We start from the raw sequence: 16,424 nt of genomic DNA, 5'->3' as shown, positions 1-16,424 counted from the left end.
GACGCTAAACGCCTGTGGAGGCGACGTAAGACCTCGAACAATCGAGGCGGATGCCGATGAATCAGGCAAGAGGATCACTGAGATCCTCCGAACGGTCAGGATCGGGACGACCAGGTAGGGGGCGGAAGCTCGGGAGGCGTCGCGGCGGGGTGCTCGTCCAGGGCGGCCAAGGCCAGCTCCACCGCCTTCTCCAGCTGTGGGTCCCGCCCGCCGACCCGGTCCTGCGGCGTCATGACCACCTCGACATCGGGATCCACGCCGTAGTTCTCCACGCCCCACCCCTGGCCTTCGAGCCAGTACGAGTAGCGGGGCTGGGTCACGACGGTCCCGTCGACCAGCGAGTAGCGCGAGTCGATGCCGATCACGCCGCCCCACGTCCGGGTCCCGACGAGCGGGCCGATGCCGCGGTTCTTGATGCCGACGCTCACGATGTCGCCGTCGGATCCCGCGAACTCGTCGGTCACGGCCACGATGGGGCCGCGCGGCGAGTCCTCGGGGTAACGCGTGGGCTCGTAGCCACGGGCGTGCGCCCAGCCGGTGACGCGGCGCGACAGCTTCTCCAGGACGAGCTCCGAGGTGTGCCCGCCGCCGTTCTCACGGACGTCCACGACGAGCCCTTCGCGGGCCATCTCAGTGCGCAGGTCCCGGTGGAACTGCGCCCACCCGGAGGCCACCATGTCGGGCACGTGCAGGTAGCCGAGGCGCCCGCCGGAGGCCCGCCTGACGAAGGCCCGCCGTCCCTCCACCCAGTCGTGGTAGCGCAGCTGGGTCTCGTCGGTGATCGGGGTGACGACCACCCTGCGCAGGTCGCCGCCGGACGCGGGCCGTACGGTGATCTCGATGGGCTGGTCGGCGGTGCCGGACAGGCATTCGAGCGGGCCACGGACGGGGTCGACCGGGCGGCCGCCCACCGCGACGATCTCGTCGCCCTCGCGGACGGCGACGCCGGGCGCGAGCAGCGGCGAGCGGGCGTCGTGGTCGGACGACTCGCCGGGCAGGATCCGCGCGATGCGCCACGCGCCCTCGTCGTCCCTGAGCAGGTCGGCGCCGAGCAGGCCCTGACGGCGGCGCGGGTCGATGGCGGAGCCGCTGGGGCGGGCGTAGGCGTGGGAGGTGCCGAGCTCGCCCTGCACCTCCCAGAGCAGGTCGATGAGCTCCGAGTAGGCGCCGATCCGCTCCACGAGCGGGGCGTAACGGTCGAGCACGGCCTGCCAGTCGACGCCGTTCATGTCCGCGCGCCAGAAGTGGTCGCGCATGAGCCGCCCGGCTTCGAGGTAGCCGTGCCGCCATTCGGCGACCGGGTCGAGCTGGAGCGCGATCCGGTCGAGATCGATGGTGACGACCTCGTCTCCCTCGGTGGCGGCGCGGGTCTGCAGCCCGTTCTTGCCGGTGAGGACGAGGCGGGTGCCGTCGCCGCTCACCTCGAACGCCCGCAGTTCCCTGCCCAGCTCGCACTTGGCCCGCTTCTTGAGGTCGTAGCGTTCGAGGACGACCTCACGGGCCGGCTCGGTGCCGTCGCCGAGCTGGCCGGTGAGCGGGTGACGCAGCCAGATCAGGGCGTCCTTGGCGGTGCGCAGGTTGCCGTACCGTCCGGCGGGCACGGGCACCGGCACCACCCGCGAGGCGAGCCCTTCGGGGTCGACCTCGGTGCGCGGCGGGGTGTCGTCCTTCCTCTTCTCCTCGGACGCGGGCTTGTCGTCCTCGCCGTTGAACCCGCGTCCCTGCAGGCAGGGGTCGAACGGCGAGGGCGTCGTGGCCCGCAACGGCACCATGTACGGCCGGCAGCCCGCGGGGAAGGACAGGTCGAACACGTGCGCGTCGTAGACCGGGTCGAACGTCCGCACCGACAGGAACGCCAGGTGCTTGCCGTCCCGGGTGAACATCGGGTCGAAGTCGGCGAAACGCACCGGGGTCACGTCGATGATGGAGGAGCCGTCGACGCGGCCCATCTTGATCTGCGACAGCGGTTCCTGGTGCGGATGCACCCACGCCAGCCAGGCCGAGTCGGGCGAGAAGGTGAGCCCGGTGATGTCGCCCTGGGTGGTCCGGTCAAGCTCTCTGACCTGGCCGGATTCGAGGTCGACGACCAGCAGCCGCCCGTCGTGGGTGGCCGCCGCGACGTGCTTGCCGTCGGGCGAGGCGTCGAGGTCGAGCACCCGGCCGAGCTGTCCGGCGGCCAGCGTGCGGATCTCGCCGCCGGGGGTGCCGACCTCCAGCCCGTCTTCGCCGGTGATGTCCGAGATCCAGACGGTACGGCCGTCGGCGTCGAGGGCGCGCGGCAGCCGTACCCGGACGCCGGGTTGTGCGCGCAGCACGCCGGTGGGGCCGTCGCGGTGGGTCACCCAGTGGGCGGTGCCGCGGATCTCGACGGCGCTGGCCCGCCCGGCGGGGTCGGGCGAGAAGGAGCCGACGCGGGTCGGCGCCGGGCGCTTGGCGCGCGCCGGTCGTGGCCCGCCGAGCTTGATGTCCAGCTTGTACGGCTCGGCGTCCAGGTCCTCCAGCAGCCACAGGTCACCGGCGTGGCTGTAGACCACCCGGCGCCCGTCGGTGGCGGCGTGGCGGGCGTAGAACTTCTCGTGCGGCGTGTGCCTGCGCAGGTCGGAGCCGTCGGGCAGGCAGGAGTGCAGGTTGCCGTTGTCGTCGACGTCGGACAGGAAGGCCAGCCGGTCGCCGGCCCACATGGCCGACCAGTACTGGGCCGTGCTGTCGGCGAACAACCGGGTGAACTCACCGTCGCCCTCGACGTCGACCCAGATCTTGCCCGCGGTTCCGCCGCGATAGCGCTTCCACTGTGAGGGCTCGCGCCACATCGGCGACACGGTCGCCACTCTCTCTCCGCTGACCGCGACGTCGCTCACCCATCCGTACGGCAGGCGGACCGGCTCTCCGCCGTCGAGCGGGACCGCGTGCGCCCAGGTCCTGACGCGACTTCCCTCTCCGGCGGCGGTGACGGCGAGCACGTCCCCGCCGGGGGTCCAGCCGCGCGATCCGGTCGTCGCGTTGCCCCAGTGGGTGAGGCGGTCTCCCTCGGACCCGTCGAGCTCGGCGGCGAACACTTCGGGCGTTCCTTCGCGGTTGCTGGTCCACGCGATGCGGGTGCCGTCAGGCGAGAATCTGGGGTGGGAGACGGGGGTGCGGTCGGCGGTGAACCGCCAGGCCCTGCCGCCCGTCACGGGGGCCAGCCAAACGTCGTCATCGGCGACGAAGGTGACCAGGTCACCGTGCAGATGCGGATATCTCAGGTATGCGCCAGTTGTCACACGTGCACACTAGTGCCGTCCACCGAGAGCCTGAGCTGACTTGGTGCTCCGGCAGGAGGCGGAGCCGCTCTCGGAGCTGTGAAATTCCTGGTCAATTCCGGCTTGGCCAGGGATGCGCCAGGATGCCGAGGGCAGGAGTGCGAGACCACTTCGCACCCTGCGAGGAATCATGATGTTCTTCACTCGCGCGTACCATCTTCCGCCCCGGATCGCGGCCGGCGCGTTCATCCTGAACTCAGGTCTCTCCATGGCCAAGGCCGATCGGGAGACCGCGGTCAGGATGCACGGCATGGCCGCCGGCACCTATCCGTTCCTTCGCGGGAAGGATCCGGAGGAGTTCATCAAGACGCTGTCGAAGGCGCAGATGGCCCTCGGCGCGGCGCTGCTGGTTCCGCTGGTGCCCTCGCTACTGGCCGGGGCCGCGCTCACCGCGTTCGCCGGCGGGCTGCTCGGGATGTATCTCAAGACGCCGGGCATGCGCCGGGAGGGCAGCCTGCGCCCCTCTCCGGACGGCCTCTCGCTGGCCAAGGACGTATGGCTGCTGGGCATGGGGCTCGGCCTGGTCATCGACGAGCTCAGCGAGCCACGCACCATCATTGATCTCCGGTGCTCTTGACCTAAAATCCATCAATTCCGGGCATACAGCACTGCATGGTGCAAATCGGATACACCCTGATGTGCGAGCAGACGCCCGCACGGCAGCTCGTGGACGACGCCGTCACGGCTGAGCGGATCGGCTTCGACTACGCGGTGATCTCCGACCATTACTTTCCCTGGGTGGAAGAACAGGGGCACTCCCCCTACGCCTGGTCCGTACTGGGGGCGACCGCTCAGGCGACCCAGAATCTGCCCCTCATGACGTACGTGACCTGCCCCACGATGCGTTATCACCCGGCCGTGGTCGCACAGAAGGCCGCCACCATGGGCGTGCTCACCCGTGGCCGCTTCACCCTCGGCCTGGGCTCCGGCGAGAACCTCAACGAACACGTCATCGGCGAGGGCTGGCCACCGGCCGACACCCGGCACCGGATGTTCCGTGAGGCCATCGAGATCATCCGGGAGCTGTTCGGCGGCGACTACGTCACCTACCAGGGGGAGTTCTACGACATCGACTCGGCCAAGCTCTACGACCTGCCGGACGCCCCGGTGCCGATCGGCGTCGCCGCCTCCGGCCGGACGTCCGCCTCGATCGCGGCTGACTACGCCGACGCGCTCATCATCAACGAGGCCCTGCCGGACGTGGTCGGCCAGTTCGCCGCCGAGGGAGGCGCGGGCAAGCCGGTGTACGGGCAGCTGGCCGTGTCGTACGACACCGACGCGCAGGCCGCCAAGGAACGCGCCCACCGGCTGTGGCGCTGGTCGGCGGCCGGCTGGAAGGTCATGGCCGAGCTGCCGGCGCCGGTGAACTTCGCCGCCTACGCCGAGTATGTACGGCCCGACGACATCGCCGCGAGCGTGCCGTGCGGCGCCGACGTCGACGCCGTGGTAGCGGCCGTCAGGAAGTATGTCGAGGCCGGCTACTCGCACGTCGCCCTGGTGCAGATCGGGCACGACCAGCAGCAGCCCTTCTTCGGCTGGGCCGAGAGCGAGCTGCTGCCGGCGCTGCGCGCCCTGTGACGCGTCAGGGGACGATGTTGACCAGCTTGGGCGCCCGCACGATCACCTTGCGCGGCTCGCCCGACAGGTAGCTCCGCACCTTCTCCGACCCCAGGGCGAGGGCCCGCAGGTCGTCCTCGGAGATGGCGGGCGAGACCTCCAGGCGCTCGCGGACCTTGCCGGCCACCTGGACGACGCAGGTCACGGAGTCCTGGACGAGCAGCTCGGGCTCGGCGACCGGCCAGCCCGCCAGCGCGACCGAGCTCTGGTGGCCCAGCCGCTCCCAGCCCTCCTCGGAGGTGTAGGGCGCCACCAGCGACAGCATGACGGCCAGCGACTCCGCGGCCTCGCGGACCGCCGGGTCGGCGGCGCCCGGCCCCGAGTCGATGGCCTTGCGGGCCGCCGAGGTCAGCTCCATCAGCCGGGCCACCGCCACGTTGAAGCGGTGTGACTCGACCAGCTTGGTGACCTCGTCGATGGTGCGGTGGGTGAACTTGCGCAGTTCCAGGTCGCCACCCTCGAAGGCGACGCCCGGCTCGCCGGCCGTCTCGTCCATCACCCGCAGGGCGCGGGCCAGGAACTTCTGCGACGCGGCCGGCGACAGGTCGGCCCAGTCGATGTCGTCCTCGGGCGGCCCGGCGAACACCATGGTCAGGCGGACCGCGTCGACCCCGTAGGCGTCGATCTGCTGGCCCAGGTCGACGCCGTTGCCCAGGGACTTGGACATCGCCTTGCCACCGTTGATCACCTGGCCCTGGTTGAGCAGCCGCAGGAACGGCTCGGTGAAGTCGACCATGCCCATGTCGTGCAGGACCTTGGTGAAGAACCGCGAATAGAGCAGGTGCAGCACCGCATGCTCGACGCCGCCGACGTACTGGTCGATCGGGCCCCACTTGCGGACCTGCTCGACGTCGAACGGGCCGTCGGTGTAGCCGGGCGAGCAGTAACGCAGGTAGTACCACGACGAGTCGACGAAGGTGTCCATCGTGTCGGTGTCGCGCCTGGCGGGACCGCCGCACTTGGGGCACTCGACGTTGACCCACTCGGTGGCACTGGCCAGCGGGGCGACGCCCTTGGGGGCCAGCGCCTCGCCGCGCAGGTCGGGCAGCGTGACGGGCAGCTGCTCGTCGGGGACGGGCACCTCGCCGCAGTCGACGCAGTGGATGATCGGGATCGGCGTGCCCCAGAAGCGCTGGCGGGACAGCAGCCAGTCGCGCAGCCGGAAGTTGACCGCGCCCGTGCCCCGGCCCTCGACCTCCAGCACATCGATGATCTTGGCGATGGCCTCGGTCTTGGTCAGGCCGTCGAGCGGGCCGGAGTTGACCAGCTTGCCCTCGCCGGGGGTGGCCTCGCCGGTCTCGCCCGGGTCGGCCAGGCCGGTGTGCACGACGACCTTCACCGGCAGCCCGAACTTCATCGCGAAGTCGAGGTCGCGCTGGTCGTGGGCGGGCACGGCCATGATCGCGCCGTGGCCGTAGTCGGACAGCACGTAGTCGGCCGCCCAGACCGGGATGCGCTCGCCGTTGACCGGGTTGATCGCGTAGCGGCCCAGGAAGACGCCGCTCTTGTCCTTGTCGGTGGACAGCCGCTCGATGTCGCTCAGCTTGGCGACCTCGGCGCGGTAGGCCTCGAACGCCTCGCGGTGCTCGTCGGTGACGATCTCGTCGGCCAGCGGCGCGTCCACGGCGACCACGAAGAACGTCGCGCCGAACAGGGTGTCGGGCCGCGTGGTGTAGACGTGGACCGGCTCCTCGCGGCCCTCGATCTCGAACAGCACGTCGGCGCCCTCGGAGCGGCCGATCCAGTTGCGCTGCATGGTCAGCACGCGCTCGGGCCAGCCGCCCTCCAGCTGGGCCATGTCGTCCAGCAGCCGCTCGGCGTAGTCAGTGATCTTGAAGTACCACTGCGTCAGCTCGCGGCGGATGACGTCGGCGCCGCAGCGCTCGCACCTGCCGGCCACCACCTGCTCGTTGGCCAGCACGGTCTGGTCGTTGGGGCACCAGTTGACCAGGCCGCCCTTGCGGTAGGCCAGGCCGCGCTCGAAGAAACGCAGGAACAGCCACTGGTTCCAGCGGTAGTAGTCGGGATCGCTGGTGTGCAGGCGGCGCGACCAGTCGAAGGAGATCGCGTAGCGCCTGAAGGAGTTGGCCTGCGTCTCGATGTTGGCGTAGGTCCACTCGGCCGGGTGCACGTTGCGCTTGATCGCGGCGTTCTCGGCGGGCAGGCCGAAGGAGTCCCAGCCGATCGGGTGCAGGACGTTGTAACCCTTCTGGAACCAGTAACGCGCGACGACGTCACCGATCGCGAACACCTCGCCGTGGCCCATGTGAAGGTCACCGGAGGGGTAGGGGAACATGTCGAGCATGTAGCGCCGCTCCCGGGGGTCGGCGGCGTCCTCGCTCGCCCGGAACGGGTCCAGCTCCTCCCACCGCTGCTGCCACTTGGCCTGCAGCGCCTGCGGATCGTACTCACTCACGGCGTTTGTCCTTCTTGGCTTGACTCGGACCCATAAGAAAACCCCTCGCGCGCGTGACGAGGGGCAGCCGCGACGGCGAGAGCTCTCAGAGCCGTCGCGGCCCGCTAAGAAGCAGGGTCGCGGAACGCATAGGTCAAGCCTAGCGCACCTCTTCGATGGAATGCCGATACTCGGCCGTGGTAGCGGGGCACAATGGGCACTTCAGGTCTGGTGAGACCTGATGGTGATGTATCCGTTGTGACCTCATATGTCCCTTTAGAATACTCTCGTCGCCGTGGTGTACCCAGCTGAGCCAGAACGATCGATGGACGGCCTGCCGATGCAGGACCCGCCCACCGATCCGCACGGCTTCGCCCGTTTCCCTGCGGAACCCGCTGGGTCTCCTGGAAAATCCCATGAGATCACGCCCGATGCGTCATATGCGGACATAACACCACCAGGAGGTATGGCAGCAATGGCAACGGAGAATTCCGGAGCACCACACCTGCCACAGTCCTGGCCCGAAGTGCCGCCGCAGGAGGCTCCTCAGCGCGACGTGCCCGCCTCTTGGCCGTCCGGCGGCCACACGGACGTCCCCATGTCCTGGCCCGACGCCACCTCCCCGGCGCAGCGAGCCGACGCCTCCCGGCAGTCGTCCTGGCCCGAGGCCGCGCCGCCGCCGTCGCCGCCGTCCTGGCCCGAGGCCACGCAGCCCCCGCAGCAACCGTCGTGGCCCGACGCCACCCGGCCCGGACAGCCGTCCCAGCGACCTGGCGCCGCGCAAGCGCAGCAGCCGTCCTGGCCCGACGCCACCTCCCCCGCGCAACCCTCGTGGCCTGAGGCCACGCAGTCCCCGCAGCAACCGTCGTGGCCTGACGCCACCCGGCCCGGACAACCGTCCCAGCGACCTGGCGCCGCGCAAGCGCAGCAGCCGTCCTGGCCCGACGCCACCTCCCCCGCGCAGCAGCCATGGCCCGACAATCCGCGCTACGAGCAGCCGTCCTGGCCGGATGCGACGGCACCGTCGCAGCAGCAGCAGTCGCGGCCGGAGCCGGTCCGGCAGGATCCGATCCCCGCCTGGCAGGAGGCGCCGCCCGCCGCGACCGGCTGGGCCAACCTCAACTCCCCCGCTCCCTGGCCGCAGGCCGACCAGCCGCGCCAGGCCGCGCCCGCCGGACCGGATACCCGGGCGCCGCAGGGCGCGCAGGCCGGGGCGCCGCCGTTCGACGAGCGCACCATGCAACAGCCCGCCTTCGACGAGCGCACCATGCAGCAACCCGCGTTGGACGGACGCGGCGCGCAGCAGGCCCCGTACGGCGGGGGGACGCCGCTGGACGACCGGGCGATGCCACAGGGACGGCAGCAGCCCTTCGACGAGCAGCCGGGCGGTGGGCAGCCGGGCGGCGAGCAGCAGTCGCGGCATGGCAGGCCGGGCGCCAACCTGAGCCGCGACCCCTCCGACCCCGACCGGCCGTTCGTGACGGCCGGCCAGATCAGCGGCTCGCGCACCCCTCCGCCGGAGCGCCAGCAGCAGCTCTGGGACACCGTCTTCGGCGACGACTACCAGTCCATGGGCGAGCCGGATTCGCTGGACGACACGGGCAAGCCCATCTGGATCTACGCCCTGGCCGGATCGGTGGGTGTGGCCCTCGTCGGCGCGCTGCTCTGGGCGTTCCTGGCGGGGCCCCTGGCGGGCGACGACGCGGCCCCGGCGGCGGCCGACCCGAGCGCGTCGAACAGTGCCGCGCCTCCCAAGAAGACCTCCACGTCGATCGGCCGCCTGCGCACCTACGCCGGCAACCCCGCCCCGGTCAACGGTGTGGTGCAGAGCGCTACGGCGGGCATCTCGGTGCCGCGGCTCGGCGGCGCCTGGCAGCTGGACCAGCGCACCACGGTCCAGGCCACGTACGGCTTCGAGACCCGCCAGTTCTCCCAGGTCGGCGAGACCCAGGCCCAGCTGCTCACGGGCCCGCTGCCTGCCAGGATGGCGTCGGCCTACACCAGCGGGGACGATCTCGAACCGGTGATCAAGGCGGTCGTGGTGAACGCCCGCAAGCGGTTCTTCCCGTCCGGCAACCAGGTCCGCAAGATCGCCCAGCAGCCGATCAAGGTGGGCGACGCCACCGGCCGCCTGATCGCCTACTCGCTGACGTCGGACACGCAGAGGGCGACGATCGTCACCATCGCCGTCAACAGCGGCAACGACCTCCCGGCGATCGTGTACATGTCGGTGCCGACCACCGGCAAGCAGTTGCTGCCCGACATCAACACCGTGGTCAAGCAGCTGAAGGTCACCGCGCGGTAGCCCCGCCGCGCGGTGGCCGTCGCGCTAGAAGGTGCACTCCATGTGCTTGATGCCGTTGATGAAGCTGCTGTACAGCCGGTCGGGCTTGCCGCCCTCGATCTGGGGAACGCGGCGCAGCAGCTCGCGGAACATGAGCGTGATCTCGCGCCGGGCCAGGTGCGCCCCGAGGCAGAAGTGCGGGCCGGGCCCGCCGAAGCCCACGTGCGGGTTGGGGCTGCGGGTGATGTCGAAGGTGTAGGGCGAGTCGAACACCTCGGGGTCGCGGTTGGCGGCCCAGTAGAAGAGGACGACCTTCTCGCCCTTGCGGTAGAGGTGACCGTTCATCTCGTGGTCCCTGGTCACCTTGCGGCGCATGAAGTTGACCGGCGAGGCCAGCCGGACGATCTCCTCGACCGCGCCGGGCGCGCGGCCGTCGATGTCCTCCAGCCACAGCGCCCGCTGGTCGGGGTTCTTGGTGAGCAGCCGGAGCCCGTACGAGATCGCGTTGCGGGTGGTCTCGTTGCCCGCCACCACCAGCAGGATGAAGAACGACCCCAGCTCCTGCATCGTCAGCCGCTCGCCGTCGATATTGGCGTTGACCAGGGACGACGTCAGGTCGTTCGTGGGCTTTTCGGCGCGGTGGGCGGCCAGGTCCTGCACCAGCTGCTGGAGTTCCATGCCCGCGGTGAGCAGTCGCTCGGCGATCTTGCTGACGTCGTCGCCGGCGTATTCGGGGTCGAATCCGCCGAGGATGATGTTGGAGCGGTCGAAGACGAACCGGTAGTCCCGCTCGGTGATGCCCATCATGTCGCAGATGATCTTCAGCGGGAGTCGCGCGGCCACGTCGGTGACGAAGTCGCCGCCCGGACCCTTGTCCAGCAGGTCGTCGACGATGCCCACCGCCGCGGTCTCCACGTCGGCCTCGAACTGCTTGATCATCTTGGGCGTGAAGGCCCGGGAGACGATCCGGCGGAGGCGGGCGTGCCGGGGGTCGTCCATGTTGATCATGGAGCCGAAGTATTCGGCGAACTCGGCGGGCATGTCGGGGATGTTCGTCGCGCCCCCGTCGCCCGAACAGAAGACCTCGGCGTTACGGCTGGCTTCGACGACGTCGGCGTGCTTGGCCAACGCGTAGTAGCCGGGACCCTTCGGGGCGATGCTGATCTCCATCTCCTCGAAGAAGGCCGGCGTCTCAAGCGCGCGTAGCCGGTCGAACGCCTCCTCCCTCTCGGGCATGGGCCGAGCCCAGAAATGTTGGTCGGACAGGTCGAAGTCCACGCTCATGAGGCAATCATTCAAATCAGCGACACTTACGTCAATGCTTTCGACGTACACCGTACGTCCACCTGTCGAAAAATCTGTCGCGCCCAAGATTGCGGCGGTCCAAGGTGCCGGCGAAGCGTCGTCGCGGGGCTCAGACGACAGGGCCGAGCCAGTCGAGGATGAGGCGGTTGACCTCGTCGGGGCGTTCGAGGTGGAGGAAGTGGCCGGCCCCGGCGACCAGCTCGGCCCTCGACCCCTCGGGCAGGTGGTCGAAGGCGCCCTTGGCCACCTCCGGCCCGAGGCAGCCGTCCTGGGCGCCGTGCAGGTAGAGGACCGGCCCGGTGGGGGTCGGAGAGGGCTCCGGGTAGCGGCCGGACGGCGGCGTCGTGCCCAGCTCGGCACGGTAGTAGCCGATGGCCGCCGCCAGGTTGGCGGGCTCGCCGATGCTGCGCCGGACGAACTCCACGTCCCGGCCGGCGTCGTAGCCGGGTGACCAGTCGGCCCAGAGCTTCTCCAGGAAGCCCGGCATCGCGACGGCCGTCTCGGCCAGGACGGTCTGGAAGAGGAAGACGTAGAACGACCGCTTGAGCTGGTCGTACTCCAGGAACGCGGGGAACAGCGCGCCCGAGGGAGGCACCGCCATGGCGACGGCCCGGCGAAAGCGGCCGGCCGTGGCGTAGACGGGGAAGGCGCCCCAGTCGTGGCCGATGACGACGGCCCGCTCGTCCCCGCCCAACTCCTCGTGCAGGGCGGCGACGTCGGCGGCGAGCGCCGCTCCCTCGTAGGCGCCGTCGGCGGGCACCTCGGTGGGCGCGTAGCCGCGCATGAACGGCGCCACCGCCCGGTAGCCGCGCCCGGCCAGGGCCGGCATCAGGTGCCGCCAGGTGTGCGCGGTGTCGGGGAAACCGTGCAGGCACAACGCCAGCGGCCCTTCCCCAACGGCCAGATACGCGAACTCCACCCCATTGGCGTGGATAGTTCTGATCTCCATGACTGCGAAACCTAGCATTCGGTCAGTAGGTGTAGCGCAGGTGTTTGATGCCGTTGATGAAGTTGGACAGCAGGAAGTCGGGCTCTTCGGTGGCTCTGATGTCCGGCAGCCGGGTGAACAGCTCCCGGAACATCACGGTCATCTCCCTGCGCGCGAGGTGGGCGCCCAGGCAGTAGTGCGGGCCGGGGCCGCCGAAGCCGACGTGGGGGTTGGGGTCGCGGGTGATGTCGAACGCGTCAGGGTCGGCGAAGACCGACTCGTCGCGGTTGGCGGAGTTGTAGAAGAGCAGCACCTTGTCGCCCTTCTGGTAGCTCATGCCGTTCATCTCGTGGTCGCGGGTGAGGGTGCGCCGGAACTGGATCACCGGGGTCGCGTAGCGGACGATCTCGTCGCAGGCCTTGCCGATGCGGCCGTCGAAGTCCGCCAGCAGCAGCTCGCGCTGGTCCGGGTGGTCGGTGAAGAGCTTGAGCCCGTACGCGATCGCGTTGCGGGTCGTCTCGCTGCCGGCCACCACGAGCAGGATGAAGAACGAGCCCAGCTCCTGTGAGGTGAGCCGTTCCTCGCCGTTGACCAGCAGGCTCACCAGGTCACCCGTGGGACGTTTGCGCCGTTCGTCACCCAGGCGGGCGGCCAGGCGGTTCAGCGAGAAGCCGGCGTGCAGCAGCTTGACCAGGCCGCGGGCCACGTTGACCCGGCTGAAGTCGGGAGACAGGCCGGTGTACTCGGGGTCGGCGTTGCCGAGGATCACGTTGGTCCGACGTAACACCATGTCATGAAATTTCGCCGGAATCCCCATCATGTCGCAGATGACACGTACGGGAAGCTTCGCGGCGATCTGGGGGACGAAGTCCCCCGGCCCTTCCTCGATCGCCTGGTCCACGATCTCGGAGGCGGCCCGGGCCAGGTCCTCCTCCATCTTGGACAGGATGCGCGGGGTGAACGCCCGCGAGACGATCCGGCGCAGCCGCGCGTGCCTCGGGTCATCCATGTTGATCATCGAGCCGAAGTACACGGCCAGCCAGCGGGGCATGTCGGGGATGCTGTTGGAGCACGGCTCACTGCTGAAGACGGCGGCGTTGCGACTGGCCTCGGTCACGTCCGCGTGACGCACCAGCGCGTAGTAGCCGGGGCCGCCCCCGATGAACGGCATCTGCTGCTCGGGCACGAACACGGGCCTGTCGAGCGCGCGCAGCCGCTGGAAGGCGGCCATCCGCTCGGACTGGGGCAACGCCCAGAACGGGATCTGCGACAGGTCCGTGTCCATGGAGAGCGTCATACTCAACGACCTTCACGCAAGTGAACACTTACGTCAAGGCCTGCTCCGACCGGATCAGGTCCGCGGCCTTCTCACCGATCATGACGGCCGGGGCGTGGGTGTGGCCGCGGTTGACCGTCGGCATGATCGACACGTCCACGACCCGGAGCCCCTCGACGCCGCGCACCTTCAGCGAGGGGTCGACGACCGACTCGGCGTCGGCGCCCATGCGGCAGGTGCCGGCCGGGTGGTAGAGCGTCTCCCCCCTGTCGCGGATCCACTGCACGAGCTCCTCGTCGGTCTCCGGGGTTGTGAAAGGCGGCAGGGGACCGTCGGCGAAGGGCTTCATCGCGTTCGTGGCGAAGACCTGCTTGGCCGTCTTCAGCCCGGCGACCAGCCGCCTGACGTCGGCCTCCTCGGTCAGGTAGCCGGGGTCGATCAGCACGTCGCGCCCGCTCAGGCCGACCCGGCCGCGGCTCTCGGGCTGCAGCAGCACGACGCCCACGGTCATCCCGTGGTCGGTGGGCGGCGTAAGCCCGTGGTCGATGAACGGTCCCGGCGCGAAGACCAGCTCGATGTCCGGCGCCGGCTCCTCCGGGGAGGTCCTGATGAACGCGACCGCCTCGCCGACGTTCGTGGTGAGCATGCCGGAGCGCATCACGACGTAGCGCAGCAGGTTGCCGAGCGACTCGGCCTTGGTCAGCGTCACCGGCTCCTTGCACCGCACGAGCACCCCGCTGGTGAGATGGTCCTGCAGATTGCGGCCGACCGCCGGCAACTCGTGCACGACCGGGACGCTCGCCTCGCGCAGTTCCTCGGCCTCGCCCACGCCCGAGCGCAGCAGCAGGTACGGCGAGCCGATCGCGCCCGCCGACAGGATGACCTCGCGCCTGGCCCTGACCTGGGCGCCGCCGTCGTGCTCGACGCCCGTGGCGCGCCGGCCGTCGAACAGCACCCGGTCGACGGTCGCGCCGGTGATCACCGTCAGGTTGGGCCGCTTCAGCGCGGGCCGCAGGTAGGCGTCGGCGGCGCTCCACCGGCGGCCGCGCCGCTGGGTGACGGGCGTGGGGCTGAAGCCCTCGTTGGAACGGCCGTTGAGCTCGGCCAGCCGTTCCATGCCCATCTCCTCGCAGGCCTTCAGGAAGGCGGCGGTGGTGACGTTGGGGCTGCGCAGTTCGGAGATGTACAGCGGCCCGGTGGAGCCGTACACGTCGCCGCGGTTGCTGCCGACCCGGCGCTCGGCCTTGTTGAAGTAGGGAAGGACCTCGTCGTACGACCAGCCGGGCACGCCCCACTGGTCGTAGTCGCGCTGGCAGCCGCGCACCCACATCTGGGCGTTGAGCGAGGACGAACCGCCGATCACCTTGCCGCGCGGCCAGTAGAGCTCCCGCTCGCCCATCTCGGCCTGTTTGGCGGTCGTGTAGTCCCAGTCGGCGTCGGTCTTGAACAGCTTGGCGAACCCGGCGGGCATCCGGATCTCCAGCTTGTCGTCCTGGCCCCCCGCTTCCAGCAGCGCCACGGACACCCCCGGATCGGCCGACAGCCTGTTGGCCAGCACGCATCCGGCCGACCCCGCCCCGACGATCACGTAGTCGTACTCCATGGCCCCTCCCAGGGGTAAGTAACTTGGTACTTGCTTACTCCACGTGGCGGGCCGCGTCCATATCCGGTTGTGGATGGCGTCACCTACCGGCCGGTATGTTCATACTGCGAGGATTGCCACGGATAAGGGAGAACGCACCATGCTCAACCTGTCGATCGTCCTGGAGGACAGCGCCCGCAAGACCCCCGACAGGACCGCCGTCGTCTTCGGCGACCTGCGCCTGCCGTACTCCATGATCGACACTGTGGCACGGCAGGTCGCCGCCCTGCTGGTCTCGCGCGGCATCGGCAAGGGCGACAAGGTGGCGCTGGCCTGTCCCAACCTGCCCTATTTCCCGTTCGTCTACTTCGGCATCCTGAAGGCCGGCGCGACCGTGGTGCCGCTGAACGTGCTGTTGCAGAGCCGTGAGATCGCCTACCACCTGGACGACAGCGACGCCAAGGCGCTCTTCTGCTTCGAGGGCACGCCCGAGCTGCCGCTCGGCGAGCGAGGCAGGGCCGGCTTCGAGGCCGCCGAGGGCTGCGAGCATTTCTTCGTGCTGCCGGCCACCCCGCTGGCCACCGAGTCCGAGTACGGCGAGTCGTTCTGGGCGGCGATCGACGGGATGCCGGCGGAGTTCGAGACCGTGCAGACCGCTCCCGACGACACCGCGGTGATCCTCTACACCTCCGGCACCACCGGCCAGCCCAAGGGCGCCGAGCTGAGCCACCAGAACATGCTGATGAACGCCGTGGTCTCGGACGAGATGTTCCCCAGGTCCGAGGGCGGCGACGTGTCGCTGGCGGTGCTGCCGCTGTTCCACTCCTTCGGGCAGACCACCGTCATGAACAGCGGCTTCCGCCGGTGCGCCACCCTCGTGCTGATGCCGCGCTTCGAGCCGGGCGAGGCGCTCGCGCTGATGCGCAAGGAAGGCGTCACCCTGTTCGCCGGGGTCCCGACGATGTACTGGGCCATGCTGACGAAGATCCACGCGGAGGGCGCGGAGGTGCCGCGCTCCTTGGAGGTCGCGGTCGCGGGCGGCGCGTCGTCGCCGGTCGAGGTGCTGCGGGACTTCGAGGAGACGTTCGGCATCGGCATCCTGGAGGGCTACGGCCTGTCGGAGACCTCCCCCGTGGCCAGCTTCAACCAGCTCGGCCGGCCCACCAAGCCCGGCACCATCGGCACCCCCATCTGGGGCGTGGAGATGAAGCTGGTCGACAGCGACTGGAAGACGATCGACGGCGAGGGGCCCGGCGAGATCGCGGTCCGCGGCCACAACGTCATGAAGGGCTACTACGGGCGGCCGGAGGCCACGGCCGAGGTCATGCGCGACGGCTGGTTCCGCACCGGCGACATCGCCACCCGCGACGAGGACGGCTACTACGCGATCGTCGACCGGGCCAAGGACATGATCATCCGTGGCGGGTTCAACGTGTATCCGCGGGAGATCGAGGAGGTGCTGATGACGCACGAGGCGGTCTCGCTCGCCGCCGTCGTGGGCGTGTCGCACGACTCCCACGGTGAGGAGATCAAGGCGTACGTCATCCGCACGCCGGGCGCGACGGTCACCGAGCAGGAGCTGATCGGCTGGGCCCGGGAGAACATGGCGGCCTACAAGTATCCGCGGGTCGTGGAGTTTCGCGACGCCCTGCCCATGACCGCCACGGGCAAGATCCTCAAGCGCGAGCTCCGCTAGACGCGGCGCTCTACCGGCCGGGTGAGGGGCGCGAGACCCCTC

At 69.8% G+C, this 16,424-nt stretch carries 10 protein-coding genes; 4 read left to right on the top strand and 6 right to left on the bottom strand.

Going from position 1 to position 16,424, the window contains the following annotated elements; all coding sequences use genetic code 11:
* Positions 1 to 95: 95 nt before the first annotated feature.
* Positions 96 to 3,260 carry a S41 family peptidase gene (locus AB0I38_RS28685; protein ID WP_358481654.1) on the bottom strand — a complete coding sequence of 1,055 codons (3,165 nt, stop codon included), beginning with the start codon at positions 3,258 to 3,260 and terminating at the stop codon, positions 96 to 98.
* Between the two features lie 169 nt (positions 3,261 to 3,429).
* Here AB0I38_RS28685 and AB0I38_RS28680 point away from each other — a divergent pair, with 169 nt between their 5' ends.
* Positions 3,430 to 3,876, top strand: coding sequence for a hypothetical protein (locus AB0I38_RS28680; RefSeq protein WP_358481643.1), 447 nt, complete (start codon positions 3,430 to 3,432; stop codon positions 3,874 to 3,876).
* A 35-nt stretch (positions 3,877 to 3,911) separates the two neighbouring features.
* A complete protein-coding gene (locus AB0I38_RS28675; protein ID WP_358481625.1) occupies positions 3,912 to 4,877 on the top strand; it encodes a TIGR03557 family F420-dependent LLM class oxidoreductase in 966 nt (321 codons plus the stop codon).
* Between the two features lie 4 nt (positions 4,878 to 4,881).
* Here the strand turns inward: AB0I38_RS28675 and leuS are convergent, their stop codons facing one another.
* On the bottom strand, positions 4,882 to 7,332 hold the full coding sequence (gene leuS, locus AB0I38_RS28670) for a leucine--tRNA ligase (RefSeq protein WP_358481594.1): 2,451 nt from the start codon (positions 7,330 to 7,332) through the stop codon (positions 4,882 to 4,884).
* 577 nt (positions 7,333 to 7,909) lie between these two features.
* Between leuS and AB0I38_RS28665 the strand changes: the two genes are divergently transcribed.
* On the top strand, positions 7,910 to 9,616 hold the full coding sequence (locus tag AB0I38_RS28665) for a hypothetical protein (RefSeq protein ID WP_358481574.1): 1,707 nt from the start codon (positions 7,910 to 7,912) through the stop codon (positions 9,614 to 9,616).
* 24 nt (positions 9,617 to 9,640) lie between these two features.
* On the opposite strand, the gene AB0I38_RS28660 is transcribed toward AB0I38_RS28665, so the two are convergent.
* The 4 genes from AB0I38_RS28660 to AB0I38_RS28645 form a co-directional block, all read right to left on the bottom strand.
* Positions 9,641 to 10,879: a cytochrome P450 gene (locus AB0I38_RS28660; protein WP_358481545.1), complete on the bottom strand. Its 1,239-nt coding sequence runs from the start codon at positions 10,877 to 10,879 to the stop codon at positions 9,641 to 9,643.
* Positions 10,880 to 11,009: 130 nt separating this feature from the next.
* Complete coding sequence (locus AB0I38_RS28655) at positions 11,010 to 11,849, bottom strand: alpha/beta fold hydrolase (protein WP_358481514.1); 840 nt, start codon at positions 11,847 to 11,849, stop codon at positions 11,010 to 11,012.
* A 22-nt stretch (positions 11,850 to 11,871) separates the two neighbouring features.
* Complete coding sequence (locus AB0I38_RS28650; protein ID WP_358481463.1) at positions 11,872 to 13,125, bottom strand: cytochrome P450; 1,254 nt, start codon at positions 13,123 to 13,125, stop codon at positions 11,872 to 11,874.
* Positions 13,126 to 13,153: 28 nt separating this feature from the next.
* Positions 13,154 to 14,707: a GMC family oxidoreductase gene (locus tag AB0I38_RS28645; protein WP_358481429.1), complete on the bottom strand. Its 1,554-nt coding sequence runs from the start codon at positions 14,705 to 14,707 to the stop codon at positions 13,154 to 13,156.
* A gap of 139 nt (positions 14,708 to 14,846) precedes the next feature.
* Here AB0I38_RS28645 and AB0I38_RS28640 point away from each other — a divergent pair, with 139 nt between their 5' ends.
* A complete protein-coding gene (locus AB0I38_RS28640) occupies positions 14,847 to 16,382 on the top strand; it encodes a long-chain-fatty-acid--CoA ligase (protein ID WP_358481413.1) in 1,536 nt (511 codons plus the stop codon).
* The last annotated feature ends 42 nt before the right edge of the window (positions 16,383 to 16,424 follow it).

This window comes from Nonomuraea cavernae, assembly GCF_040655715.1.
GTDB classification, from domain to species: domain Bacteria; phylum Actinomycetota; class Actinomycetes; order Streptosporangiales; family Streptosporangiaceae; genus Nonomuraea; species Nonomuraea cavernae_A.
This window is presented reverse-complemented; position numbering and strand designations above follow the sequence as displayed.

Bases quoted from the DNA above. Each gene is read 5' to 3' on its own strand.
- AB0I38_RS28680 (WP_358481643.1), top strand. From the start codon at position 3,430: ATGATGTTCTTCACTCGCGCGTACCATCTTCCGCCCCGGATCGCGGCC.
- AB0I38_RS28675 (WP_358481625.1), top strand. From the start codon at position 3,912: ATGGTGCAAATCGGATACACCCTGATGTGCGAGCAGACGCCCGCACGG.
- AB0I38_RS28665 (WP_358481574.1), top strand. From the start codon at position 7,910: ATGTCCTGGCCCGACGCCACCTCCCCGGCGCAGCGAGCCGACGCCTCC.
- AB0I38_RS28660 (WP_358481545.1), bottom strand. From the start codon at position 10,879: ATGAGCGTGGACTTCGACCTGTCCGACCAACATTTCTGGGCTCGGCCC.
- AB0I38_RS28655 (WP_358481514.1), bottom strand. From the start codon at position 11,849: ATGGAGATCAGAACTATCCACGCCAATGGGGTGGAGTTCGCGTATCTG.
- AB0I38_RS28650 (WP_358481463.1), bottom strand. From the start codon at position 13,125: ATGACGCTCTCCATGGACACGGACCTGTCGCAGATCCCGTTCTGGGCG.
- AB0I38_RS28645 (WP_358481429.1), bottom strand. From the start codon at position 14,707: ATGGAGTACGACTACGTGATCGTCGGGGCGGGGTCGGCCGGATGCGTG.
- AB0I38_RS28640 (WP_358481413.1), top strand. From the start codon at position 14,847: ATGCTCAACCTGTCGATCGTCCTGGAGGACAGCGCCCGCAAGACCCCC.